The organism is Pseudarthrobacter sp. PH31-O2, assembly GCF_030063265.1.
In the GTDB taxonomy this organism is placed as follows: domain Bacteria; phylum Actinomycetota; class Actinomycetes; order Actinomycetales; family Micrococcaceae; genus Arthrobacter.
In genome coordinates, this window is record NZ_JASIST010000005.1 from 281,876 (window position 1) to 307,565 (window position 25,690).

The following is a 25,690-nucleotide window of genomic DNA, read 5'->3' on the forward strand; positions in this document are numbered from 1 at the left end:
CCGGCAACCATTCAGGGCCCGGGCGCAACCGCGTTCCAGGCCACTGTTAGCTCGCCCAGCCGCCACCGGCCGGGTCCGTCCCGGACCGGCCAGCCGCCATCGAGCAGTGAACGGCACATGGAAGTCCACCGCTGCCGGTTCCCGAACGACGCAAGGGGCGCAGCGTCCAGCCAGGCCTTGTCCATTGCCTGCAGGAAGGCCTGAATCCTTTCGCCCGGAACGTTACGGTGGATCAGGGCTTTCGGCAGTCGCTCGGCCACTTCCGAGGGCAGTACAAAACTCCCGAACCGCATGGACAGGCTCAAGCTCAGCGGTTGCCGGGCGTCCAGTGCTACCCAGGTCACCCGGCGGCCGATCTCGTCGCAGGTCCCGTCGATGAACAGCCCGTCCGGGGCCAGACGCCCCTGCACCAGCCGCCAGATCGCGGCGACGTCCGTTTCCTCATATTGCCGCAGCACATTAAACGCCCGCACCAGGACCGGCCGGCCGGCCACCGGCAGTTCGAAGCCGCCGAGCTGGAAGCTAAGCCCCGGCCGTTCCAGTTCCTTGGCCAGGCGGACCCGTTCCGGCTCGATTTCGATGCCGACCACACGCACATCGGGACGGATCACGGACAGCCGTTCAAAGAGTTCGACGGCGGTCGCCGGGGAAGCCCCGTAACCCAGGTCCACCACGAGGGGATCGTCCGCCGCGCGCAGCCGCCAGGCCTGCGGACCGGTCAGCCAGCGGTCCAGCCGCCGCATCCGGTTGGGGTTGGTGGTGCCCCGGGTAATGTTGCCCACCGGCCTGCCCGTTCGGGGTCCGTTCCTGGCCACGCCCTGGTTCCGCGGGGGCGATACCCGCTCTGCCTTTTGCACCACACGCCAACCATATCTTCCAGTGCCGTGCCGGTCCGGAACGGCAGTTGATGCCGGCCCGGAACGGCACCGAATGAATCCGGCGGTGCCGCACTGTCCGGTCGATGTAACGCTGAGCCACTGCCGGGACCGCTCGGCTAGGATGAAAACCATGACATATCAGCTGATTCTGCTGCGCCACGGCCACAGCGAATGGAACGCCAAGAACCTGTTCACCGGCTGGGTGGACGTTGACCTCAACGACCAGGGCCGGGCCGAAGCGGTTCGCGGCGGCGAGCTTCTTGTGGAGAACAACATCCTCCCGGACGTCCTGTACACCTCACTGCTGAAGCGGGCCATCAACACCGCCAACATCACCCTCGACAAAGCCGACCGGGGCTGGATCCCGGTCAAGCGGGACTGGCGGCTCAATGAGCGCCACTATGGCGCGCTGCAGGGCAAGGACAAAGCCCAGACCCTCGCCGAATACGGCGAAGAGCAGTTTATGACCTGGCGCCGGTCCTATGACACCCCGCCGCCGCCCCTGCCCGACGACTCCGAGTTCTCCCAGGCGCATGATCCGCGCTACGCGGACCTCGGCGCCGCGCTGCCCCGCACCGAGTGCCTCAAAGACGTCCTGGTCCGCCTGCTGCCCTACTGGGAATCCGACATCAGGGAAGACCTCAAGGCCGGTAAAACAGTACTGGTCACGGCCCACGGCAACTCGCTGCGTGCCCTCGTCAAGCACCTTGACGGCATCAGCGACGAAGCCATCGCCGGACTGAACATCCCCACCGGAATCCCGTTGGTCTACGAACTGGACGAGGACTTCAAGCCGCTCAACCCGGGCGGCACCTACCTCGATCCCGAGGCCGCGGCCGCAGCCATCCAGGCCGTCGCGAACCAGGGCAAGAAGTAGCGCCTGCGGCATAATCGCCGATTCAACGACGACGGCCGGTCACCCCAAGGTGACCGGCCGTCGTCGTACTCTTCGCCGTTCAAACGGCCGAGTGGTTAGCTGTGTTCGATGCCGTTCGGCTGCCAGGCGCCGGTGACCAGGTAAGTGACCTTTTGCGCGACGGACACGCCGTGGTCCGCGAAGCGCTCGAAGTAGCGGCTGGCGAGGGCGACGTCGACAGTCGTCGCGGGGGACTCGTGCCAGTCACTGCGGGCGATAGCTTTGAAGACGCTCAGGTGCAGATCATTGACGGCGCTGTTGGCTTTCATGATGTCCCGGGCGAATTCAAGGTCGCGGGTTTCCAGCAGTGAGGTGAGCTTGCGTGCGATCAGAAGGTCGTGCTCGGCGAAGCTCATAAACGTGTCGCGCAGCTGTGCGGGGACCACTGTGGCGGGGTAGCGGAGCCGGGCAAGCTGGGCAAGGTGACGGGCGAGGTCGCCCATTCGCTCCAGCGAGGCACTCATGCGGAGGGAGCCTACGATCATCCGCAGGTCGCTTGCCACCGGGCCCTGCAGGGCGAGAATGTCGATGGCGCGCTCGTCCAGGCTGTTCTGCAGGAAGTCGATCCGGGCATCGGCCGCGATGACGTCCTCGGCCAGATCGATGTCGGCGCCATCGAAGGCAGCGGTGGCCTTCTCCACAGCCTCACTGACCAGCATTGAGATTTCTACGAGCTGTTCCCCGACTTGGGTGAGTTCTTCCTGAAAAACCTTGCGCACGTGTGCGTCCTTTCCCTTGAAACATCGTCGGCCGTCGCGGCGGTCGACCCATTTCGTTTCACCTATCGGCGCTTCAACTGTTCAGTCTTCCAGCGCCTGGTGAACTGTTGCGCCCCTAAAGGTGAACGTTAGCTGAACCACGCCGGGAATGGCGGGAGATTAGCCGTTCCGACGCGGGCCAGCGCATAAGCTGGGGCCGTGGACCCTATGCTTATCGGCGTGATCGCCGGCCTGATCGGCCTCTCGCTTGGCGTCTTCGGCGTGCTCGCCTTCCGGGTCAGCGAGCAGCAGCGCAAGCTGGTGGACGTGGAGTCTGAGGAGCCGGCGCTTCCGCAGGGCGCCGCCGAGGTGCTGGCCGCCGTCGGCAGGGCTTTTGTTGTGGTGGACGCGATCGACGGCGTCGTCCGCGCCAGCCCGGCCGCCTACGCCTACGGGCTGGTTCGCGGCCACACCCTGGTCCATGACCAGCTTCTGGAGATGACTGCCAAAGTGCGTCGCGACGGCGTCATCCTTGAACGGATCCTCGAACTTCCCCGGGGCCCGCTGGGGCAGGGAACCATGGTGGTCCAGGTGCGCGCGGCAGTGATCGCTGAGGACTACATCCTCCTGCTGGCCGACGACCGGACCGAGTTCACCCGCACCGAGGAAGTTCGCAATGACTTTGTTGCCAACGTGTCCCATGAATTGAAGACACCCGTCGGCGCCATTTCGCTGCTGGCGGAGGCGCTGGAGTCCTCCGCGGACGACCCCGACGCCGTACGCCGCTTCGCCAGGCGTACCCACAAGGAATCCATGCGCCTGGCAGCCCTGGTCCAGGACATCATCGAGCTGTCCCGGCTGCAGGGCTCAAATGTTGCAAAGCAGGGCCGTGCGGTGGATATCAATACCGTCGTCGCCGAGGCAGTGGACCGCTCCCAGCTGCCGGCCGAGAGTAAGAACATCGATCTGGTAGTGGCCGGCCGCACCGAGGCGATGGTTTACGGCGACCAGGACCAGCTGGTGACCGCCCTGCGCAACCTGATCGATAACGCGATCCGGTACTCCCCGGAAAACACCAGGGTCGGAGTCGGGATCCGGGTCAAGGACGGCCTCGTGGCCGTTTCCGTGACGGACCAGGGCGGGGGCCTCAGCCCCGAGGACCAGGAACGGGTCTTTGAGCGCTTTTACCGGGTGGACGCGGCACGGTCGCGCCACACCGGCGGTACCGGACTGGGCCTGAGCATCGTCAAGCACGTTGTCGCCAACCACGGCGGCGAGGTGACGCTCTGGTCCAAGCCCGGGCAGGGCTCCACGTTCACGATCCGGCTTCCGGAGCTGGAGGGGCAGGACGTCGGCGACGGTTCGGACGCGCAGGCGCCTGCGGACCGGGCAGCCGAGCAGTCCACTGCCCGCGGTCCGTCCGAGCATCCCAGACCACCACGACGGGACGCCGCCGGCGCCCATGAGCAAGGAGCTACCGCTTGAGCAGAATTCTTATTGTCGAGGACGAAGAGTCATTCAGCGACCCGCTGTCATATCTCTTGGGCAAGGAAGGGTTCGAGGTGGCGATTGTAGACAACGGTCTGGACGCCATCACCGAATTCGACCGGAACGGTGCCGACCTGGTGCTGCTGGACCTGCAGCTGCCCGGGCAGTCAGGCACCGAAGTCTGCCGGCAGCTGAGGCAGCGCTCATCGGTCCCGGTCATCATGCTGACCGCGAAGGACGCAGAGATTGACAAGGTTGTTGGGCTGGAACTCGGCGCCGACGACTACGTCACCAAGCCCTACTCTTCCCGGGAGCTGGTGGCACGGGTCCGGGCTGTGCTGCGCCGCCAGGGTGAGCCTGAGGAACTGGTGTCCAGCACAGTACAGGCCGGGCCGGTCCGGATGGACATTGAGCGGCACGTGGTCACGGTAAGCAGTGAGCAAGTGTCCTTGCCGCTCAAGGAATTTGAACTGCTGGAAATGCTGCTGCGGAACTCCGGCCGCGTCCTGACCCGGGGGCAGCTGATTGACCGGGTTTGGGGGTCTGATTACGTGGGGGACACCAAGACCCTGGATGTCCACGTTAAGCGGCTTCGCAGCAAGATCGAGCCGGATCCTTCGGCGCCGCGGCACCTGATCACGGTTCGCGGCCTGGGTTATAAGTTCGAGCCGTAAGCCCTGACCGGTCCAAATAACTAAAGCGAGGGGCGCCGGGTCTGGATATTTCACACCCGGCGCCCCTCGCTTTAGTAAAAAGCTCTTGGTTCTAGCTTCCCGACGGCGTCGGCGTCGAGGTAGGCGTCGTCGCGGCAGAGTCGGTCGGAGTGGCGGACGACGTCGGAGTGGCCGACTCGGTCGGCGTGGCGGTTGGCAGGTACTGCTTGTAGTCGGAGATCGTGGCGTCCAGTACCGGGACCTTGAATGTGGTGCTCTGGTTAGTGCCGTCCTCGCGGAGGCTAACCTCGACGAGGGAGCCCGGGGCGCCGCCGGTGGTGCTCAGGATCGCCTCGTCGGTGGATTCGTTCAGCAGTGTGTACGAGTTCTTTTTGACCGGGACCTGGGTCTGGGAGCCGGCCGAACCCCGGATGGTCAGGGTCACGTCGGTGGAGGACGAGTTGTAGACAGCGCCGACGACGCGGCCGGGCTTGTCTTCAGCGGAGGAGATGATCATCATGTTGCGCAACTGCAACGGCCCAACGTTGGCCTGGGTTCCATCTGACGCAGCATACTGCTGGGAGGTCTGCTGGGGGTTGATGTAGCCGCAGCCCGTTACGGACAGCAGGCTGATGGCCAGAGCAGCCGTCGCGATTGCCAGCTTGCCGCGCTGGCCCCGGTTGGAAGCAGAGAAACCCACGTCACGCACTCCTTGAGAGTCTTGGAACATTATTCAGCCATAGCCTATCGGCAATCCTGGTCAAACCATGATTCGGGCGGGACGCAATCCTGCAGACTCGTGGGCCTGCCCGCCACGCACGCGGTGTCCCGGCACTCTTGGCAAAGGACTTTCAATACACTAATATCCGCTTTCGTCAAGAGGTCTAACGGGGTCGATTAAGGCCATTTTCCCCGTATTCATGCGGTTCTTGGGCGGGTTCCATGGCAGTTGTATGCCTTAAACGTGATAAACTGGTCTGCGGGAAAGGGGAATGTCCACATGGTTTTTGAGGTCGGCGAGACAGTAGTTTACCCTCACCACGGTGCAGCAAAAATTGAAGAAATCAAGATGCGCACTGTCAAGGGCGAAGAGAAGATGTATCTCAAGCTCAAGGTGGCTCAGGGTGATCTGACCATTGAAGTTCCAGCAGAAAACGTTGACCTAGTTGGGGTCCGGGACGTAGTGGGCAAAGAAGGTCTGGAGCACGTATTTGAAGTGCTGCGGGCCGAGTTCACTGAAGAACCCACCAACTGGTCACGTCGATACAAGGCAAACCTGGAGAAGCTTGCTTCCGGTGACGTCATCAAAGTGGCAGAGGTCGTTCGTGACCTGTGGCGCCGCGATCACGACCGGGGTCTCTCCGCAGGGGAGAAGCGCATGCTGGCCAAGGCACGCCAGATTCTGATTTCAGAACTGGCGCTGGCCGAGAAGACCGACGAAGAGAAGGCTGCAAGCGTTCTCGACGAGGTTTTGGCTTCCTAAACAAGAGTTGAACAGAAAAGAACTAAACCCCGGTAGCCTAGCGGCTGCCGGGGTTTCTTGTGCCCGCCTGATAGCGCAGTGGGATGCCGCTCGCGCCGCGACGTAGTCTTGTGCGCATGGACTCTGCACCAAAAACCCCCGTCACCGCGGTCATCGTTGTGGCTGCCGGCTCCGGCCAGCGCCTGGGCTACGGGATGCCCAAAGCCAAGGTCCCGTTGGGCGGGGACAGCATCCTCACCCACGCCCTGCGGGGCGTCGCCGGATCCGGCATTGCGCAGCAGATTTGCGTCGCCATCCCGCCCGGCGACCCGGAGCTCCTCGCCCTCTGCGAGGCCTTCACCCGGGAGCTCAAGGCCGAGCGGCCGGACACGCCCGGTGACGGCGAAGCCGGAGATGTCCCGGTGGTGACAATTGTCGACGGCGGTGCCACCCGTGCCGAGTCGGTCCGCGCCGGGCTGGCAGCGCTCTTGCCGGCCACCGAAGCTGTCCTGGTGCACGACGCCGCCCGAGCACTGACGCCGGAAGCTGTTTTCCACCGGGTGTCCCGCGCCCTTACGGCCGGCGCGCTGGCCGTCATTCCCGTTATGCCCGTGGTGGACACGGTCAAAACCGTGCAGCCGACGTCCGGCGACGGCGCCGCGATCGCCCCGGAACTTGTCACCGGCACCGCTGCCCGGGAAACCCTGCGGGCGGTGCAGACCCCGCAGGGCTTTGAGCTTGCGACCCTGCGGCGCGCCCACGCGGCGGCAGCCGCCTTCGACGCCGGACAGGCCGCGGCCGTCACCGATGACGCCATGCTGGTGGAACTGTTGGGCGTCCCGGTCCACGCGGTGCGCGGCGCCAGCCAATCGCTGAAGATCACCACCCCGCTGGACCTGATCATCGCCGAGGGGCTACTGGAAGGCCCGCTGGGCGTCCGCTGGGTGGAAGGCTGAGCATGTCCGGAACGCAGAAACCGCCGTTGCCCCTCATCCCGCGGACCGGAATCGGCATCGACGTCCACGCCTACGCCCCAGCGGACGCGCCCCAGCCGCTCTGGCTTGGCGGCCTGTTCTGGGACCGGGAACGGGGACTGTCCGGCCACTCGGACGGCGACCCCGTCGCCCACGCTGCCGCCGACGCCCTGTTCTCTGCCTGCGGTATCGGTGACCTGGGCACCCATTTCGGTACCGACCGCCCGGAGTACGCCGGCGCCTCAGGGGTGACCCTGCTGGCCGAGGCTGCCCGGATCGTCCGCGCCGCAGGCTTCGAAATCGGCAACATCGCCGTGCAGTTCGTCGCCAACAGGCCCAAGTTCGGCCCCCGCCGGGAGGAATCCCAACGGGTTCTCAGCAAAGCAGCAGGCGCGCCGGTCAGCGTCTCGGCAACCACAAGCGACGGACTTGGATTTACCGGCCGCGGCGAAGGGATTTCAGCCATGGCGACCGCCCTCGTTTACCCTGCCAAGCCCGCGCCCCAGGAATCGGTCGCCTAGGCTTGACGGAAGATCCCTTCCCGCAAGACCAGGAGACCTCCCGTGAAAAAGCTGCTGCCCGCCGTCGTCGTTCTGGCCGGACTGCTGCTGACCGGCTGCACCGCGACACCGAAGATGGGACTCCCGGAGAGCTGCGCGTTCCTCAACAAGGACACCTTCGTCCCCACCGGCAACCAGCAGCAAAAGGCTGAGCAGATCTCCAAGCACTACCAGGAGGTCGCGGACAAGGTGGCGTCCGAGGTGGCCGACCCGATCCAGAAGATGGCGGACATCATGACGGCGGTGGCGGGCACCTCGCTCGGGGCCACGAGCGCCGAGCAGACCAAGCAGTTGACGGAACAGAACAACAGGATCGGCGAGTACTGCAAGTAGTCGCCCGGGGTGCTCCGCACGCCGGGGCTTGGATCCCCATCGGCTAATCTGGAGCGGTGACCCTGCGCTTCTATGACACTGCATCCGCCGAAGTCCGTGACTTCGTCCCCCTGGTTCCGGGCAAAGTGAGCCTCTACTACTGCGGCGCCACGGTGCAGGGCATGCCGCACGTCGGCCACATCCGCTCTGCCATCGCCTTTGACCAGCTCACCCGCTGGCTGCAGTACCGTGGCTTCCGCGTTACCGCGGTCCGCAACGTCACCGACATCGACGACAAGATTCTGGCCAAGTCGGCGGATTCGTTCGCCCCTGACTTTGAGGACGAACCGGGCGCCGTCCGGAATGAGGAATGGTGGGCACTGGCCTACCGTTACGAGCAGGAATTCCTCAAGGCCTATGACACCCTTGGCGTCGCCCGCCCCACGTACGAACCTCGGGCCACCGGCCACATCCCGGAAATGCATGCACTGATCGCCCGATTGATCGACCGCGGCCACGCCTACCCGGCCCTGGATAACTCCGGGGATGTCTACTTCGATGTCCGCTCCTGGCCCAAGTACGGCTCCCTGACGCGGCAGAACATCGATGACATGCAGGGCGCGGCCGACGCCGACCAGCGCGGGAAAAAGGACGCCCGCGACTTCGCGCTCTGGAAGGGCCACAAAGACGGGGAACCGACGACGGCGGGCTGGGACTCGCCGTGGGGCACCGGCCGGCCCGGCTGGCACCTGGAATGCTCCGCGATGGCGGGCAAGTACCTCGGAAACGGGTTCGACATCCACGGCGGCGGGCTGGACCTGCGCTTCCCGCACCATGAAAACGAGATGGCCCAGTCCCAGGCCGCCGGCCACGGCTTCGCGAACTTCTGGATGCACAACGGCATGGTCACCTACGCCGGCGAGAAAATGTCCAAGTCCATCGGCAACACCATCAGCCCCGCCGAAATGCTGGATTTGGCCCCGGCACGGGTTGTCCGCTATTACCTCGGGCAGGCGCAGTACCGCTCCGTGCTGGATTACCAGCCAACGTCGCTGCAGGAAGCCGCAGCCGCCGTCGAGCGCATCGAAGGGTTCATCAGCCGCGCCGTCCGGGCCCTCGCCGACGGCGGAAGCTACGGCTTCGCCACCTACGGGAAAGTACCCGAAGCCTTCGAACGCGCCATGGACGATGACCTCAACGTGCCCCAGGCCCTCGCCGTCCTGCACGAGACCGTTCGGGCCGGCAACACCGCCCTGACCGCCGGCCGGCCCGACGAGGCCCGGCAGGCGCTGGACAGTGTCACGGATATGCTGCGTGTCCTTGGTCTCCATAACACCGCGCGGCCCGCTGTGGACGAGGAAGGCAACGAGGCCCTCGCCGTGCTGGTCGAGGCACAGCTCGCGGCCAGGGCGCAGGCCCGCGGCAGCAAGGACTGGGCCGCCTCCGACGCCATCCGCGATACCCTCTCCGCCGCCGGCGTTGTGGTCGAGGACGGCCCGGACGGCGCCAGCTGGAGCCTCAAGCGCGGCTGATGCCCGGCCGGCGGGTGGCCTCCGGCCAGGCGGAATGCCGACCCCGGATCTCCCTGCCGGTCGAGGATTTAACTCGAGTCAGTAGACTGGAGTTCAGACTTGTCAACTAATCGCGTATTTAAAGGGTGAAACTCATGGCCAATAACGGTCGCCGCTCGGTCAAAATGAAGAAGGGCCCCACTGTCGGAACCGGCGGTCACGGCCGCAAGGCACTTGAAGGCAAGGGGCCCACCCCCAAGGCCGAGGACCGCCCCTACCACAAAGCGCACAAGAACAAGCAGCTTGCTGACCGGTCCGCGGCCAAACGACCGGGAGCTCCGCGCAACGCCGGCGCCCGCTACGGCCCCAAGGGCCGTGCCACTGAAGAAGTCGTCACCGGACGCAACTCGGTTGTGGAGGCGCTGCGCGCCGGGATCCCGGCCAAGGCCCTGCACGTGGCAATCCGCATCGAGATGGATGACCGCGTCAAGGAGTCCCTCAAGCTCGCTGCTGAGCGCGGCATCCCGCTGCTCGAAACCGGCAAGCCCGAGCTGGACCGAATGACCGACGACGCCATCCACCAGGGCCTTGTCCTGCAGATCCCGCCCTATGAATACCAGGACGCCTACGAGCTTGCCGAGGAGACTCTCGGAAGCTGGAAGAAGGGCCACGTAGCCAACGCGCCGCTTTTCGTCGCGCTCGACGGCATCACCGACCCCCGTAACCTCGGCGCGATCATCCGCTCGGTTTCGGCTTTCAGCGGCCACGGCGTCATCGTTCCCGAGCGCCGCTCCGTCGGCGTCACGGCCTCGGCTTGGAAGACCAGCGCCGGTGCCGCCGTCCGCGTTCCCGTTGCACGTGCGGCCAACCTGAACAACACACTGAAGGCCTTCAAGAGCATGGGCATTTATGTTCTCGGGCTCGACGGCGACGGCGACGTCTCACTCCCGGACCTCGCCCTGGCCACGGAGCCGGTCTGCATCGTCGTTGGTTCCGAGGGCAAGGGCCTCAGCCGCCTGGTCCGCGAAAACTGCGACCAGATCGTTTCCATCCCGATTGACTCGGCGATGGAATCGCTCAACGCCTCCATGGCGGTCGGCATCTCCCTCTACGAGATCTCCCGTCAGCGGGCCGCTAAGTAACGACCGCTCGTTGCTGCGGCTCTGACGCTCTCTCACGTTTGGCGACGCTTTTGGGGACGCTCTCTCACGTTTGGTGCCGGTTTTGGGGACGCTCTCTCACCTTTGACGCAGCTTTTGGGGACGCTCTCTCCCCTTTGGTGCGGGAGCGTTTCCTGATGAGTCGCGAAAGGTGCGGGAGCGTTTCCTGATGAGTCGCGAAAGGTGCGGGAGCGTCGGTTCTCCCACCGCTGTCCGCGGCAGGGACCCGAAATCCCCGCGCCAAGCCTAGAACCTGTGGCGGTTGGTGAGCACCGGGAGTTTGGCCCGGGCGTCCTTGACAACGCCGGGATCCAGCTCGGTGAACAACAGGCCGGGTGCGGCGTCGAGCTCGGCCAGGACGTTTCCGAAGGGGGACACCACAACCGAGTGCCCGACGCCGGTGGGCGCCGCGCCCTTGGGCTCGATGCCCTGGCTGGCCGGGTCGCCCTGGCCGCAGGCGAGGACCAGGGTGGTGGAATCCAGCGCGCGGGCACGGGCCAGGAGCTTCCATTGCTCGGCCTTGCCGGGGCCGGATCCCCAGGAAGCGCAGACGATGTTCACGTCGGCGCCGCGGTCCGCATTCTCGGTGAACAGATCCGGGAAACGGAGGTCATAGCAGGTGGTCAGGCCGAAGGTCATGCCTTCGAATTCGAAAGTGACCGGTTCGTCCCCGGCGTCGACGGTGTCTGATTCCGCGAAGCCGAAGGCATCGAAGAGGTGGATCTTGTCGTAGCTGGCTTCGATTCCCCGGCCGGTGACCAAGAGCGTGTTGCGTACCTTGGCGCCGTCGTCGGCAGCCCCCGGCGTGAACATCCCTGCGATGATAAGGATCTCCTGTTCGTCCGCAATGGCGCGCACTCGTGTTGCCCACGGGCCGTCCAGCGGCTCGGCGATGTCCAGCAGCGAGTTGCCGAAGGCACGCATCGTGGCCTCGGGAAACACAACGAGTTCGGCGCCGCCGGCCTTGGCCCGAATGGAGTAGTCCTCCACGAGGGCCAGATTTTCGGCAAGGTCGCGTCCGGTAATGATTTGAGCAAGTGCAATTCGCACTGTTACCTCCGATTGGGAGCCTGTTCCAGTATGGAACGCTGCTATTCCGTAGACTTCATATCGTCAGGAAATCAGAAACCGGGGCTAGTCGACTGGCCCCGCTAAACTTTGAGCAATGGTAATGACCTACGTAGATACAGCTTCCACCGTAGACGCTTCGCGTGCGTTTCCGCTGGGAATCAGTGTTCCGAGCACCGGTTCACCGGCCGCGGACGACCCCCGGGGGGCCGTCGCGAATGTGGCTGTCTACGCGCCCGGCGTGGCCACTCTGGAGATCTGCTACCAGGCGCCAGGCGGTACCTGGCAGCTAAAAACGCTGCCAAATCTGACCGACGGTGTGCACCACGGCATCGTCGAAGGCATTCCGGTCGGTTCCCGGTACGGTTTCCGGGCCACGCCGGACCACGAGGCGCTGCCGCTGCCCATGCCTGCCGCGGATTTCGACGCCGACGGCGTGCAGCCCCTGCTGCTGGACCCTTACGGCCGTGCCGTGGACGAGCGCGAGGACTTCATCACCAGCGTCCGGATGGACAGCGCTTTCGATTGGGGTGATAACCGCGGCCCCAGGGTGCCGTGGCGCAACACCATCATTTACGAGGCGCATGTCCGCGGCCAGACCAAGCTGCACCCAGACATCCCCGAAGAGCTCCAGGGCACCTACGCGGGGCTGGCACACCCGGCCATGATCGAACACCTGATCGCGCTGGGAATCACCGCGGTCCAGCTCCTCCCGGTGCATTTCCACGTGGACGAACCGCACCTGCAGAACCTTGGTATGACGAACTACTGGGGCTACAACACGGCTGCTTTCTTCGCCCCGCATCCCCGCTACGCCACACAGGCCGCGCAGGCCGCCGGCGCGCAGGCCGTCCAGGATGAGTTCAAGGGCATGGTGAAGCTGCTTCATGGCGCCGGACTGGAGGTCATCCTCGATGTCGTCTATAACCACACTGCCGAGGGCGGCCGGGACGGACGGACCCTCAGCTTCCGCGGGCTGGGCGAGATGACTTACTACCGCAACGACGGCAACGGCAAGTACGTGGACACCACCGGCTGCGGCAACAGCCTGAACTTCGGCGAGCCACGGGTTGTCCAGCTGGTCCTGGACTCCTTGCGTTACTGGGTGACAGAGTTCCACATCGACGGGTTCCGGTTCGACCTTGCGGTGACGCTGGCGCGCAATGCCGCCAACGAATTCGATCCCCGGCATCCTTTCCTGGTTGCGATCGGCGCCGACCCGGTGCTGTCCGCCACCAAGCTCATCGCGGAGCCGTGGGACGTCGGCTACGGGGGCTGGCAGACCGGCCGCTTCCCGGCCGGCTGGGTGGACTGGAATGATCACTTCCGCGATGCCGTCCGCAGCTTTTGGCTCGCCGACCGTGCCGCGATCGACGCCGGCGGGCAAGGCAGCCCCGTGGCCAGCCTCGCGGACGCGCTTTCCGGCTCCGCGAGCCTGTTCGAGCCCTCCGGCCGGTCCCGGCTCGCTTCGGTCAACCTCGTCACGGCCCACGACGGTTTCACCCTCGCCGACCTTGTCGCCTACGACCGCAAGCACAACGAGGCCAACGGCGAGCAGAACCGCGACGGCCACGGCGATAACCGCAGCTACAACCACGGCTTCGAGGGACCCACGGAGGACGAGGACATCCTGGCCAAGCGTGCCCAGTCCAGCCGCAACCTGATGGCCTCGCTGATGATCTCCCAGGGCGTGCCCATGATCACCGCCGGCGACGAGGTGGGCCGCACCCAGCAGGGCAACAACAACGCCTACTGCCAGGACAACCCCATCACGTGGATCGATTGGACCAGCAATCCCGAGTCACACTCGATGCTGCGGACCACCAAGCGTGTCATTCGGCTCCGCAAGGAATTCCTGGCCGGCCAGCCGCACGATTACCCGACGCGGGAAAAGCAGTCGTACTTCCATTGGTTCGACGAGCACGGCGAGCCCATGGCCGGGGACCGCTGGCAGGACCCCGGACACCGGGTTGTTCAGCTCCTGCTTGGCTCCGACGACGGTCACGTTGACGGGCTTGTGGTGGTCAACGGCGGCGCCCGGGACGTCAAAGTCACGCTGCCGCTGCTCAGCAATGAGGACGGGACCGGTAACAGGCTCTTTGAATTGCGCCTGACCACCTCCGAGCTCCACGACCGGCGCCAGGGCGTCCGGGTCGCTTCCGGCGAACGGGACGTTGTCCAGGCCAATTCCATCAACATCTACCGCACTTAGTCCGGCGCCGGATCCAGACCAAAGGAAATCACAAATGAAGGCCCAGCGGCTGACAGCCCTGCTTGCCGTGCTGGTGGGACTGGCGGTGCTGGCCTTCGTCCTGGCAGGGGTCCCGCAGACCGGCGACGCTCCGCCCGGGGCCGCCACAACGGCCACCGAAACGGCCACCGAACCGGCCGCCGGGAACGCCACAATGGCCGCCGGGGCCGCCACAACGGCCGCGGGGCCCGCCGTTACCAACCCGTCCGGGCTGCCGGAAGTGAAGGTCGCCGAACTTCCGGCCGAGGCACGTCAGACGCTGTCGCTGATCGCCAGCGGCGGTCCGTATCCGTACGCCAGGGACAACATCGCATTCGGCAACTTCGAACGTATCCTTCCCCGGAAACCCGCCGGCTACTACAAGGAATACACTGTCGGGACGCCGGGCGAATCCGACCGCGGTGCCCGCCGGATCGTGGCCGGTAGGGACGGCGAAAAATACTACACGCCGGACCATTACAACTCGTTCACATTCATCAGCGAAAGCAAGTAGGGAACCGTGAAGATTTACTCCGCAGACACTTGGACCATCGAGGAACTGCAGGCATTGGTAGCCAACGCCGGACGCCGCGCCGTGCTGATTCCCGCCGCCGACACCAAAAGGGCCGTCCTTGAGTCGTTCGCGGCGACGCTGGACTTCCCGGCGGACTACGGAGTGAACCTGGACGCGCTCAACGACTCGCTGCACGAGTTCGCCGATGCCGTCGCCGACGACGCCCAGCGACCCGTCAGCTTCATTTGGGAAGTGCCGGCCGCCTTCCGCGCGGACCGATCCTTCGGAGTCATCTGTGAGATCCTGCAGGACGCCGAAAGCTACGCCGGAAAGAACCTGGCCGTCATCGCCGTCTTCCGGTAACCGCCAAGGAACTGCGGCAGGAAGACGGCGACGCCGCTCGCAGGGATCAGGCGTTGACGATCAGGCCCAGTTCGGCCCTGGACGCCAGCGCCGAGTGCTTCGGGAGCACACGAACGGTGTAACCAAAGGACCCGGACCGGTCGATCACCAAGGTGCCGCTGAAGAGGTGACGGCCCCTGCCAAGATCTTCGACCGCCTTGAGTTCGGCCACCGTGACGTCGGCCAGCTCGTCGCTGTCCTCGGCCTTGCCGTAGGCCACCTCGACGGACACATCATCCGGTGTCAGCTCGTGCAGGGCCACGTAGGCGTTAACTTGGAGAATATCGCCGATCTGCGGGTCTTCCGAGACGCCCACCGAGTCAACGTGCTCTACCTGGATCTGCGGCCAGGCGGCCCGGACCCGGGAAACCCAGGCCGCAAGGGCCTTGGCCTCTGCGAAATTGTCTGCCACTGCCCGGCGGCCCGCAACGGCAGCCGGCCGGTACAGGACATTGACGTAGTCCCGGAGCATCCGGTCCGCGGAAACAGCGGGGCCCAGATGGGACATCGTGTGTTTGATCATCGAGACCCAATGCGTGGGAACAGCCTGCGGGCCGGACACTGAGGGTCCTGCGGCCCCCGCACCGTCGGCCACCGTGAGTCCGTAGAAACGGGGTGCCACCTGCGTCTCCAGCAGCTCGTACAAGGCCGCCGCTTCGATGTCGTCGCGTTCCTCGGGGGACGCGTCATTGTTGGCGGTCGGAATCGCCCAGCCGTTCTCGCCGTCGTACATCTCGTCCCACCAGCCGTCCAGGACGGAGAGGTTCAGCGAGCCGTTCAAGGCGGCCTTCATCCCGGAGGTGCCGCATGCCTCGAGCGGACGCAACGGGTTGTTCAGCCAGACGTCGCACCCCGGAAACAGGGTCCGGGCCATGGCGATGTCGTAGTTGGGCAGGAACGCGATCCGGTGCCGCACCGCCGGGTCGTCGGTGAACCGGACGAGGTCCTGGATCATCTTCTTTCCCGCGTCGTCGGCCGGGTGCGACTTGCCGGCAATGACCAGCTGGATCGGGTGCGTTTTGTGCAGCAGCAGGGCCTTGAGCCGTTCGGGCTCGCGCAGCATCAGGGTGAGCCGCTTATAGGTGGGCACCCGCCGGGCGAAGCCGATGGTCAGGATGTCCGGGTCCAGCACGGAGTCCGTCCACGCCAGCTCGGCGTCGGCCGCCCCGCGCTTCTTCCAGGCCGCACGCAGCCGCCGTCGGACATCCTCGACAAGGGACACCCGCATTTCGCGGCGGAGGGCCCAGACGTCCTCGTCACTGACGTTGTAGGCGAGGTCCCAGCGGCCCTGCGTTTCCGCGTCGGGGCCGAACTGTTCGCGTGCCAGTTCTGAGACCCTCGGGTCCACCCATGTGGGTACGTGCACACCATTGGTGACCGAGGTGATGGGCACCTCGGAGTGGTCGAATCCGGGCCACAGGGCGGCAAACATCCCGCGGGACACCACGCCGTGCAGCTTGGCCACGCCGTTGGCACGCTGGGCCAGCCGCAGGCCCATGACGGCCATGTTGAACACGAACGGATTGCCGTCGCTGTAATCCTCGCGGCCGAGGTTCAGGATCTTGGCCACCGGTACGTCGGGAGCCAGCCCGGCTTCGAAGAAGTGCTGGATCTGCGAGATTTCGAAGCGGTCAATGCCGGCCGGGACCGGGGTGTGGGTGGTGAAGACCGTTGACGCGCGGCCGGCAGCGAGCGCCTCTTCCCAGCTCAGCGGTTGTTCCGCGGACATCATTTCCTGGATTCGCTCCACGCCCAGGAACCCGGCATGGCCCTCGTTGGTGTGGAACACCTCCGGTGCGGGGCTGCCGGAGAGCTTCTGGTAGGCGCGGAGCGCCTTGACCCCGCCCATGCCGAGCAGGAGTTCCTGCTGGAGGCGGTGGTCGCCGCCGCCGCCGTAGAGGCGGTCGGTGATGCCGCGGGCGGCGTCGTCGTTGCCCGGAACGTTGGAATCCAGCAGCAGCAGCGGGACACGTCCGACGTCGGCACGCCAGACATGTGCCAGCAGCCGGCGGCCGTCGGGGAGCGGGAGGGAAATCTGAAGCGGCTTGCCGTTGCCGTCCGTGGAGGCCTCCCGCAGCAGCGTCAAAGGCAGCCCGTCCGGATCCAGCACCGGATACGTTTCCTGCTGCCAAGCGTCGCGGGACAGTGACTGCTTGAAATAGCCGGCCTGGTAGAGCAGGCCGACGCCGATCAACGGCACGCCAAGGTCCGAGGCCGCCTTCAGGTGGTCGCCGGCGAGGATGCCGAGGCCGCCGGAGTACTGCGGCAGCACTTCGGTGATGCCGAATTCAGGGGAGAAGTAGGCGATGCACGCTGGCGCACCGTCGCCGAGGCTCTGGTACCAGCGGGGCTGCTCAAGGTACCGGTCGAGGTCTTCCGCCGCAGCATGGACCCGGCGCACCACGTCCTGGTCAGCGGCGAGCCGCTGCAGCTCTTCCCTGCTGACGAGACCGAGGAAAGTCACCGGATCGTGCCCGCTCTCGGCCCAAATCTTGGGGTTCAAGCCCTCGAACAGCGCCCGCGTAGGGCGGTGCCAGGACCAGCGCAAGTTGGTTGCCAGCCGGGCCAGCGGGCGGATCGACTCGGGGAGTACGGTTCGGACGGTAAATCTGCGGATTGCCTTCACCTGCGAAACACTAACGGACAAGTCGGAAGCCCGGAACCGGTTTAAGTTTCTTTTGCGTAAATGACGGACAACGTTCCGGAAAACCTCCCGAAAAAAGTGCGCTGCCTTAGCAATCTGGCCGATTTGTCGATAACGTCGACGCTGTGACGACAAATTCGCGAACGAGTGCCGTGTCCAAGCAAAAGCCGAAGGCCCTGATCACGGAGGGCCTTCGCTTTGGCCGTTTTCCAATCACCGCCGTACAGCCGGTGGTCGACGGCGGGAACTTCCCTGCCAAAGCCATTGTGGGAGAAACCCTGGTGGTAGGTGCCACTGCCTTCCGCGAAGGCCACGACCAGCTCGGCGTCAGCGCCGTCCTGGTCGATCCCCGCGGGAAGGAGCGCCAGCGGGTGCGTCTCGCCCGCCCCCGCGGCCCCCGCGGCCAAGGAACCGACCGCTGGGAAGGTCTCCTGACCCCGCCCGCCACCGGCGCCTGGTCCTTTGTGATCGAAGCCTGGCATGACCGCTACGGCACATGGCACCACAACGCCGAGGTCAAGGTGGAAGCCGGCATCGACGTGGAGCTTATGCTGGCCGAGGGCGCTGCGCTGCTCGCCGAAGCGTCCGAGGACTCGTCCCGCCCGTCCGCGGACCGGCGGACGTTCCGGATGGCCGTCGTCGGACTTAACGACCCGAGCAAGACCGCCGAGGAACGCCTCGCCGCCGGGTTCAGCCCGGAGGTTTTCGCCGTCATCGAACGCCAGCCGATCCGTGAGCAGATCACCGTCTCCCAGCGCTACCCCTTGCTGGTGGAGCGCGAACTTGCCGGCCGCGGCGCCTGGTACGAGTTTTTCCCCCGCTCAGAGGGTGCTGTCCGCAACCACGAAACCGGTGAGTGGACCTCCGGGAACTTCCGCACCGCGGCGGCCCGACTCGACGCCGTTGCGGATATGGGCTTCGACGTCATCTACATGCCGCCCATCCACCCGATCGGGGTCCAACACCGCAAGGGCCCGAACAACACGTTGCTGGCAGGACCCCATGATCCCGGGTCGCCCTGGGCCATCGGGGCCGCGGAGGGCGGACACGACGCCATCCACCCCGAGCTGGGCACGTTTGCGGACTTCGACGCTTTTGTGGCCCGCGCCGGCGAACTGGGCCTGGAGGTGGCCTTGGACTTGGCGCTGCAGGCCGCACCGGACCACCCCTGGGTTGCCAGCAACCCGGAGTGGTTCACCACCCGCGTTGATGGCAGCATCGCCTACGCCGAGAACCCGCCGAAGAAGTACCAGGATATTTTTCCGCTGAACTTCGACAACGATCCGGCCGGGCTCTCCAACGAGATCCTGCGGATCGTTTTCCTCTGGATCAGCCACGGCGTCAAGATCTTCCGGGTCGATAACCCGCACACCAAACCGGTGTGGTTCTGGGAATGGCTGATCGGCAAGGTCAACAAGAAGCACCCGGACGTGGTGTTCCTCGCCGAAGCGTTCACCCGCCCTGCGATGATGCACGCGCTGGGGCGGGCCGGCTTCCAGCAGTCCTACTCGTACTTCACCTGGCGCAACACCAAGGAGGAGCTGGAGGAATACTTCCAGGAGGTCAGCCACGAATCCCCGGCCTACTTCCGGCCGAACTTCTTCGTCAACACCCCGGACATCCTGACCGAGTTCCTGCAGTACGGCGGTCCGCCTGCCTTCAAGATCAGGGCTGCCCTGGCCGCTACCGCGAGCCCGATCTGGGGCGTTTACGCCGGATTCGAGCTCTACGAGCACGTGGCCCGGCCCGGCGCCGAGGAGTACATCGACAACGAGAAGTTCGAGTACAAGGCACGCGACTGGGATGCCATGGCGGACTCGGGCCGGACGTTGGCTCCCTACCTGAGCCGGCTCAATGCGATCCGCCGCGCCCACCCCGCGCTGGGCGACCTGCAGAATCTGACCGTGCACCAGAGCACCGACAACGCCACTGTTGTCTACTCGAAGCACAAGACGCTCCCCGACGGCAGTAAAGACACCCTGATCATCGTTGTCAACGTGGATCCGCACGGGATCCGGGAGAGTACCGTGACGCTGGATCTGGCGGCGCTGGAGCTCCATCCGGACGATCTGGCGCACACCGGCCGCTTTTTGGTCGACGATCTGGTGACCGGCGAGAGCTGGGAATGGGGCGAGTACAACTATGTCCGGTTGGACGCCCATGTTGAACCCGCCCACATTCTCAGCATCCGGAGGTCAAACGCGTGAGCTTCAGCCCAACGAACCCAGGCCAGCACTTCAGCCCGAAGGGGAACTTCGAACTGAATGCCCCCGGCCTCCAGCACGATCCGCACTGGTACCGCAAAGCAGTCTTCTACGAAGTGCTGGTCCGGGGCTTCGCCGACGGGAACGGTGACGGTTCCGGCGACTTCCATGGTCTGATCGAGAAGCTGGACTACCTGCAGTGGCTCGGCGTCGACTGCCTGTGGTTGCCGCCCTTCTTCCAGTCCCCGCTCCGCGACGGCGGCTACGATATCTCGGACTACAACTCCGTGCTTGATGAATTCGGCACCATCAGCGACTTTAAGCGCCTTGTCGCGGAAGCCCATGCCCGCGGCGTGCGCGTGATCATCGACCTCCCGCTGAACCACACTTCCGACCAGCACCCGTGGTTCCAGGAATCGCGAAAGGATCCGGACGGTCCCTTCGGCGACTTCTATGTCTGGAGCGATACGGACGAGAAGTACGAAGACGCCCGCATCATCTTTGTGGACACCGAGGAATCGAACTGGACGTTCGACCCGATCCGACGGCAGTTCTTCTGGCACCGCTTCTTCAGCCACCAGCCGGACCTCAACTTCGAAAACCCCAAAGTCATCGACGCCCTGTTCGACGTTGTGCGGTTCTGGCTGGACCAGGGCATTGACGGCTTCCGCGCAGACGCCATCCCGTATCTCTTCGAAGAAGAGGGCACCAATTGCGAGAACCTGCCGCAGACCCACGAATTCCTGCGCACCTTGCGCAAAATGGTCGATGAAAGCTACCCCGGCCGGGTGATCATCGCCGAGGCCAACCAGCCGCCGGCCGAAGTGGTCGAGTACTTCGGTACGGAAGAGGAACCGGAATGCCACATGGCGTTCCACTTCCCGATCATGCCGCGGCTGTACTACGCACTCCGGGACCAGAAGGCTGCCCCCATCATCGAGACGATGAAGGAAACCCCAAACATTCCCGAAGGCGCGCAGTGGGGCACCTTCCTGCGCAATCACGACGAGCTGACCCTGGAAATGGTCACCGCCGATGAACGTGCCGCCATGCTCGGCTGGTACGCCCCTGACCCGCGGATGCGGGCCAACATTGGCATCCGGCGGCGGTTGGCACCGCTGCTGGACAATTCCCGCTCCGAGATCGAGCTCATCAACGCCCTGCTGCTGTCCCTGCCGGGAAGCCCGTTCCTGTATTACGGTGACGAGATCGGGATGGGCGACAACATCTGGCTCGAGGACCGCGACGCCGTCCGCACGCCCATGCAATGGAACCCGGACCGCAACGCCGGTTTCTCCAGCGCGGACCCCGGGAAGCTGTACCTGCCGGTGATCCAGTCACTGGTGTACAACTACAGCATGGCCAACGTCGAGGCCGAAGCTGCGCACTCCGGGTCGCTGCTGCGCTGGACGCGCCAGATCCTCAGCGTCCGGAAGAACCACCCCGCATTCGGGCTGGGCACCTTTGAACATGTCGAAGCGGACCACGACGTCGTCCTCGCCTACCTGCGTGAGCTCCCGGAAGGCAACTCCGCAGGTGAGGACAGCGAAACCATCCTGTGCGCCTTTAACCTCTCCCAGCACCCGGTGGCCACCACGCTGCGGGTCCCCAGGTTCGCCGGCCGCGGCCTCCGGGACGTGTTTGGCGGCCAAGCGTTCCCGGCGATCTCCGAGGACGGAACCCTGACGCTCACCCTGGGCAGCCACGACTTCTTCTGGCTGCGGATCCGATCGGCGGCCTCCAACCCGGCGTCGCCGTACACCCAGGCCATGCCGATCCTGTCCATCGAGGGTTGAGATGACCCGGCCCACTTTTACGCCCGCACTGAGCGGACTGCTTGGCGACTGGCTTCCGCGCCAGCGCTGGTTCCCCGTGAAAAGCCCGGCTTTCAGCTTCGAACCCGCGGGGGGACTGAACCTCGCCGGTCCGGGCGACGGGACCGGCGAGGCCGGACTCCAAGTGCTGATGCTGGCCGTGGACTATCAGACTCCGGACGGCTCCCGCACCGACGTCGTCCAGGTCCCGCTCAGTATCCGGACTGCGCCGCTGGCCGGAGCCGAGGCAGCGCTGATCGGGCAGATTTCGGGCTCCGGCCTCGCCGACGGCGCTGCCGGTGCCAGCGTTGACCGGTGGGTTTACGACGGCGTTCACGACCCGGCGTTCATTTCCGCCTGGCTGGAGCTAATGCGCGACCGCGGCACCACCGCGGCCGGGAACGCCACCGGCCACCTCGTGGACTCCGGTTACCGCCTGCCCAGGGCTAACGGCTTCGTCAAAGTGCTCTCCGGAGAGCAATCCAACACTTCCGTAGTCGTCGACGACGGCGAATCGGCCGCGATCCTGAAGTTCTTCCGGGTGCTCTCCGAGGGCCAGAACCCGGAAGTGGAAATCGGCGCCGCCCTGACCGCAGGACGCGCCGCCGAAGTCCCGGCCACCCTCGGCTGGGTGAGCGGGGAATGGGCGCGGCCTTCCGGGCGGCCGGGAGCCGGGCCGGCGCTCGGCGAACTGGCCGTGGCACACGAGTTCCTTGCCGGCGGGCTCGATGCCTGGCGGCTTGCCGTCGACGCAGCGGCCGGCGGCCGGGACTTCAGCGCCGAGGCGCACGCGCTTGGCGCCGCCACCGCCGCGGTCCACCGGCGGTTGGCCGAGGCGCTCGGCGTCGCTGTCGAATCCGGGCCCGGACGCGACATAGCGCCAGTCGTCGCCGAGCGGGTGCGTCAATCCTGGGCGCAGGCCGGTCCCGCCGTCGGCCCCTACGATGATGCGCTGGACCGGCTGTTGGGGTTCCTCGAAGGCAGCAGCGCCGGGGCCCTGCAACGGATCCACGGCGATCTCCACCTGGGCCAGATCCTGCACGTTCCGGGCGATGGAAGCCGGGCACCGCGCTGGACCATCCTTGATTTCGAGGGTGAGCCGCTCCGGCCGATTTCCGAACGCAATTTCCCGGACGTCCCGCTACGCGACGTTGTGGGCATGCTGCGCTCCTTCGATTACGCCGCCGGCGCGGCAGTCCGCGAGCACCCGGACGCCAACGTCCCGGGAGGCTGGGTCGACGACTGCGCCGAGGCTTTCCTGGCCGGCTACGCGGAAGTCATCCCGGGCGGCATCGACCGGGACTCGCCTCTTTTCGTGGCGCTTTGGCTCGACAAAGCCCTCTACGAAGTCATCTACGAACTACGTAACAGGCCGGACTGGCTCTCCATTCCGGTTCACGCATCACGTCGTCTCCTCGGCAGTACAGGCTCCGGCGTCCCTGCCGAAGCCGCAGCGGAAGGTACCAACATGACAGGTTCAGCACGTATCGATCGTCCCGGAAGTCCACTGCCGGTGGACGCGGACACCCTGGCAAGGGTGGCCGCCGGCGAGCACCACGCGCCGCACTCGGTCCTCGGCGCGCACCTCGACGACCACGGACACGTCACCATCCGCACGGTCAAGCATCTTGCCGAAGCCGTCTCCATTGTGACCCCGGCCGGCACCTTCCCGATGACGCACGAGTCGGGCGGAATCTGGGTTGCCGTGCTGGAGCCGCAGGAGCCCGGCCACGTGCCCGACTACCGGCTGGAAGTGACCTATCCGGGCCAGGCGCAGCAGCCGGCTGACGACCCCTACCGGTTTTTGCCCACGGTCGGCGAAATCGACCTGCACCTGATCGGTGAAGGACGGCACGAGCGCCTCTGGGACGTGCTCGGCGCGCATGTCCAGCACTACAAGTCCGTTCTCGGGGATGTCGACGGCGTGTCCTTCGCCGTGTGGGCGCCCAACGCCCAGGCGGTCCGGGTCAAGGGCGACTTCAATGGCTGGGACGGCCGGCAGCACTCGATGCGCTCGCTTGGCTCCTCCGGAGTCTGGGAAGTCTTTATCCCAGGCGTTGTAGCAGGGGCGTGCTACAAGTTCGAGATCCGAACCAAGCAAGGGTACTGGCTGGAGAAGGCGGATCCGATGGCCTTCGGCACGGAGGTTCCGCCGCTGACGGCGTCGCGTGTGGTCGAGCCCTCCTACGCCTTCAAGGACGCGGAGTGGATGAAGGCCCGAGCCGGGCGGGATCCGCACAATTCGCCCATGAGTGTCTACGAGGTGCACCTCGGATCCTGGCGGGTTGGACTCGGCTACCGCGAGTTGGCCAAGGAACTCGTCGAATACGTCAAGTGGCTCGGCTTCACCCATGTGGAGTTTATGCCGGTGGCAGAACACCCCTTCGGCGGATCCTGGGGCTACCAGGTCACGTCCTACTTTGCTCCGACGTCGCGGTTCGGCCATCCCGATGAATTCCGCCACCTCGTGGACGAACTGCACCAGGCCGGCATCGGCGTTCTGCTGGACTGGGTACCGGCGCACTTCCCCAAGGATGAATGGGCCCTGGCACGGTTCGACGGCGAGGCGCTGTACGAACATGCCGACCCGAACCTCGGCGAACACCCCGACTGGGGAACACTCATTTTCGACTTCGGCCGCAGCGAAGTCCGCAACTTCCTGGTCGCGAACGCGCTTTATTGGCTCGATGAATTCCACATTGACGGCCTCCGCGTGGACGCCGTGGCCTCCATGCTCTACCTGGACTACTCCCGTGAGGAGGGGCAGTGGAAACCGAACCGGTTCGGCGGGCGGGAGAACCTTGAGGCAATGTCGTTCCTGCAGGAGGTCAACGCCACGGTCTACAAAACGCATCCCGGTGCCGTTATGATCGCCGAAGAATCCACCGCGTTCCCCGGCGTAACGGCGCCGACAAGCCAGGGTGGGCTGGGCTTCGGCATCAAATGGAACATGGGCTGGATGCACGACACGCTCAAGTACATGGCTGAGGATCCCTTCAACCGCCGGTGGCACCACGGCACCATCACCTTTTCGCTGGTCTATGCGTACACGGAAAACTTCCTGCTGCCGATCAGCCATGACGAAGTGGTCCACGGCAAGGGTTCGATGCTGCGTAAGATGCCGGGGGATCGCTGGCAGCAGTTGGCGAACCTGCGTGCTTTCCTTGGCTACCAGTGGGCGCATCCGGGCAAGCAGCTGATCTTTATGGGAACGGAATTCGGCCAGGAAGCGGAATGGTCTGAACAGCACGGGTTGGACTGGTGGCTGGCTGAAAGTCCGGGGCATCAGGGTGTCCAGCGCCTGACCAAGGACCTTAACGAGCTCTACAGCTCGACGCCGGCGCTCTACGAACAGGACAACGACCCCGCCGGCTTCCAGTGGATCAACGGCGGGGATGCCAACCGCAACGTCCTGACCTTCCTTCGCCGCGACGCCGCGGGCAACCCAGTTGCCTGCGCGTTCAACTTCTCGGGCTCCCCGCATGAGGATTTCCAGCTCGGTGTCCCCATGGCGGGGGAGTGGCGCGAAGTGCTGAACACCGATGCCGACGCCTACGGCGGGTCCGGTGTGCTGAATGAAGGCACCCTCACTGCCACCGCGGTGGACATCGACGGCCAGCCGGCAGGCCTGACCGTGACGCTGCCTCCCCTGGGTGCCGCCTTCTTCAAGCCTGTGAGCTGACAGGCACGCCGGACACGCACTGGAGAAGCTTCGGCAAAAAGCCCGGAATCCGCATGATTCCGGGCTTTTTGCTGCCCTGTAGGTAGTGGCCTGCGGCCGCCTTTGGCACCAGAGAAAAGTGGTGGTACAGTTGTTTTCCGCGCTGCTCCCCGGAGTTGATCCGCCACCAAGACCCAGATGCTTCACGGTAAAACTGAGTCGGACTGGCGATTTGACAAGGGTGAAGTGGCCCGGTAACTTTGAAAAGTTGCTCCGGAGCGATCCATGGCTGTTTTGGTTGTGGTGGTGCCGGGTGTGTCTGTTGTTTGAGAACTCAATAGTGTGCCAAGTTTGTTGATACCAATTTATTGTATTGAATTGGTTGAATTGATCAGGTCCGCCACCCCGTGGTGTGGTCTGGTTTTTACAGCTGGTTTCAAATTTTGTGCAGCTGATGCGTCCCGTTTTCCCGGGGGTGTTGGTTGTGTCTGTTTTACTTCAACGGAGAGTTTGATCCTGGCTCAGGATGAACGCTGGCGGC

At 65.1% G+C, this 25,690-nt stretch carries 20 protein-coding genes; 15 read left to right on the forward strand and 5 right to left on the reverse strand.

The genetic code is table 11. The features are described 5' to 3' along the window. Positions 1-11 precede the first annotated feature (11 nt). Positions 12-860: a class I SAM-dependent methyltransferase gene (locus tag QMG72_RS10440; protein WP_226773742.1), complete on the reverse strand. Its 849-nt coding sequence runs from the start codon at positions 858-860 to the stop codon at positions 12-14. Positions 861-1,008: 148 nt separating this feature from the next. Between QMG72_RS10440 and QMG72_RS10445 the strand changes: the two genes are divergently transcribed. Further along, positions 1,009-1,755, forward strand: a complete 747-nt coding sequence (locus tag QMG72_RS10445) for a phosphoglyceromutase (protein WP_226773743.1) — start codon at positions 1,009-1,011, stop codon at positions 1,753-1,755. Positions 1,756-1,850: 95 nt separating this feature from the next. Here QMG72_RS10445 and phoU read toward each other — a convergent pair whose 3' ends face one another. Next, a complete protein-coding gene (phoU, locus tag QMG72_RS10450; RefSeq protein ID WP_226773744.1) occupies positions 1,851-2,513 on the reverse strand; it encodes a phosphate signaling complex protein PhoU in 663 nt (220 codons plus the stop codon). Between the two features lie 207 nt (positions 2,514-2,720). Here phoU and QMG72_RS10455 point away from each other — a divergent pair, with 207 nt between their 5' ends. Together QMG72_RS10455 and QMG72_RS10460 are read left to right on the forward strand one after the other, a co-directional pair. Further along, positions 2,721-3,977, forward strand: a complete 1,257-nt coding sequence (locus QMG72_RS10455; protein WP_226773762.1) for a sensor histidine kinase — start codon at positions 2,721-2,723, stop codon at positions 3,975-3,977. Further along, the gene (locus QMG72_RS10460; protein ID WP_226773745.1) at positions 3,974-4,654 is read left to right on the forward strand and encodes a response regulator; all 681 of its coding nucleotides are present in this window, start codon (positions 3,974-3,976) and stop codon (positions 4,652-4,654) included. The genes QMG72_RS10455 and QMG72_RS10460 overlap by 4 nt, the downstream gene beginning before the upstream one ends. Positions 4,655-4,745: 91 nt before the next feature. Here the strand turns inward: QMG72_RS10460 and QMG72_RS10465 are convergent, their stop codons facing one another. Continuing rightward, positions 4,746-5,333, reverse strand: a complete 588-nt coding sequence (locus QMG72_RS10465) for a hypothetical protein (protein ID WP_226773746.1) — start codon at positions 5,331-5,333, stop codon at positions 4,746-4,748. Between the two features lie 300 nt (positions 5,334-5,633). Between QMG72_RS10465 and QMG72_RS10470 the strand changes: the two genes are divergently transcribed. The 6 genes from QMG72_RS10470 to rlmB all read left to right on the forward strand — a co-directional run bounded on the left by QMG72_RS10470 (position 5,634) and on the right by rlmB (position 10,594). Further along, on the forward strand, positions 5,634-6,116 hold the full coding sequence (locus QMG72_RS10470; protein ID WP_024367191.1) for a CarD family transcriptional regulator: 483 nt from the start codon (positions 5,634-5,636) through the stop codon (positions 6,114-6,116). 116 nt (positions 6,117-6,232) lie between these two features. After that, a complete protein-coding gene (gene ispD / locus QMG72_RS10475; protein ID WP_282360565.1) occupies positions 6,233-7,051 on the forward strand; it encodes a 2-C-methyl-D-erythritol 4-phosphate cytidylyltransferase in 819 nt (272 codons plus the stop codon). A gap of 2 nt (positions 7,052-7,053) precedes the next feature. Beyond that, complete coding sequence (gene ispF, locus QMG72_RS10480) at positions 7,054-7,590, forward strand: 2-C-methyl-D-erythritol 2,4-cyclodiphosphate synthase (RefSeq protein ID WP_226773748.1); 537 nt, start codon at positions 7,054-7,056, stop codon at positions 7,588-7,590. A 42-nt stretch (positions 7,591-7,632) separates the two neighbouring features. Further along, a complete protein-coding gene (locus tag QMG72_RS10485) occupies positions 7,633-7,962 on the forward strand; it encodes a hypothetical protein (RefSeq protein WP_226773749.1) in 330 nt (109 codons plus the stop codon). A 56-nt stretch (positions 7,963-8,018) separates the two neighbouring features. Further along, entirely contained in the window at positions 8,019-9,473 is a 1,455-nt protein-coding gene (gene cysS / locus QMG72_RS10490) for a cysteine--tRNA ligase (RefSeq protein ID WP_283480440.1), read from the forward strand. A gap of 134 nt (positions 9,474-9,607) precedes the next feature. Then, entirely contained in the window at positions 9,608-10,594 is a 987-nt protein-coding gene (gene rlmB / locus QMG72_RS10495) for a 23S rRNA (guanosine(2251)-2'-O)-methyltransferase RlmB (protein ID WP_283480442.1), read from the forward strand. A gap of 264 nt (positions 10,595-10,858) precedes the next feature. Here rlmB and QMG72_RS10500 read toward each other — a convergent pair whose 3' ends face one another. Further along, positions 10,859-11,662: a carbon-nitrogen hydrolase family protein gene (locus QMG72_RS10500; protein ID WP_283480444.1), complete on the reverse strand. Its 804-nt coding sequence runs from the start codon at positions 11,660-11,662 to the stop codon at positions 10,859-10,861. Between the two features lie 115 nt (positions 11,663-11,777). Here QMG72_RS10500 and glgX point away from each other — a divergent pair, with 115 nt between their 5' ends. The 3 genes from glgX to QMG72_RS10515 are packed head-to-tail and all read left to right on the forward strand — an operon-like array spanning position 11,778 to position 14,787. Next, complete coding sequence (gene glgX, locus QMG72_RS10505) at positions 11,778-13,892, forward strand: glycogen debranching protein GlgX (protein WP_226773753.1); 2,115 nt, start codon at positions 11,778-11,780, stop codon at positions 13,890-13,892. Positions 13,893-13,926: 34 nt separating this feature from the next. Beyond that, the gene (locus tag QMG72_RS10510) at positions 13,927-14,424 is read left to right on the forward strand and encodes a guanyl-specific ribonuclease (RefSeq protein WP_282468076.1); all 498 of its coding nucleotides are present in this window, start codon (positions 13,927-13,929) and stop codon (positions 14,422-14,424) included. A 6-nt stretch (positions 14,425-14,430) separates the two neighbouring features. Beyond that, positions 14,431-14,787 carry a barstar family protein gene (locus tag QMG72_RS10515; RefSeq protein ID WP_283480447.1) on the forward strand — a complete coding sequence of 119 codons (357 nt, stop codon included), beginning with the start codon at positions 14,431-14,433 and terminating at the stop codon, positions 14,785-14,787. 46 nt (positions 14,788-14,833) lie between these two features. Here QMG72_RS10515 and glgP read toward each other — a convergent pair whose 3' ends face one another. Next, positions 14,834-17,452 (reverse strand): alpha-glucan family phosphorylase, encoded by a 2,619-nt coding sequence (glgP, locus tag QMG72_RS10520; protein ID WP_283480449.1) that lies wholly within the window; start codon positions 17,450-17,452, stop codon positions 14,834-14,836. A gap of 170 nt (positions 17,453-17,622) precedes the next feature. On the opposite strand from glgP, the gene QMG72_RS10525 reads away from it, so the two are divergent. The 3 genes from QMG72_RS10525 to QMG72_RS10535 are packed head-to-tail and all read left to right on the forward strand — an operon-like array spanning position 17,623 to position 25,170. Continuing rightward, a complete protein-coding gene (locus QMG72_RS10525) occupies positions 17,623-19,677 on the forward strand; it encodes an alpha-1,4-glucan--maltose-1-phosphate maltosyltransferase (protein WP_283480450.1) in 2,055 nt (684 codons plus the stop codon). Next, positions 19,674-21,470 carry a maltose alpha-D-glucosyltransferase gene (gene treS / locus QMG72_RS10530; RefSeq protein WP_226773758.1) on the forward strand — a complete coding sequence of 599 codons (1,797 nt, stop codon included), beginning with the start codon at positions 19,674-19,676 and terminating at the stop codon, positions 21,468-21,470. The genes QMG72_RS10525 and treS overlap by 4 nt, the downstream gene beginning before the upstream one ends. Position 21,471: 1 nt before the next feature. Beyond that, positions 21,472-25,170 carry a 1,4-alpha-glucan branching enzyme gene (locus QMG72_RS10535; RefSeq protein WP_283480451.1) on the forward strand — a complete coding sequence of 1,233 codons (3,699 nt, stop codon included), beginning with the start codon at positions 21,472-21,474 and terminating at the stop codon, positions 25,168-25,170. Positions 25,171-25,690: the final 520 nt, after the last annotated feature.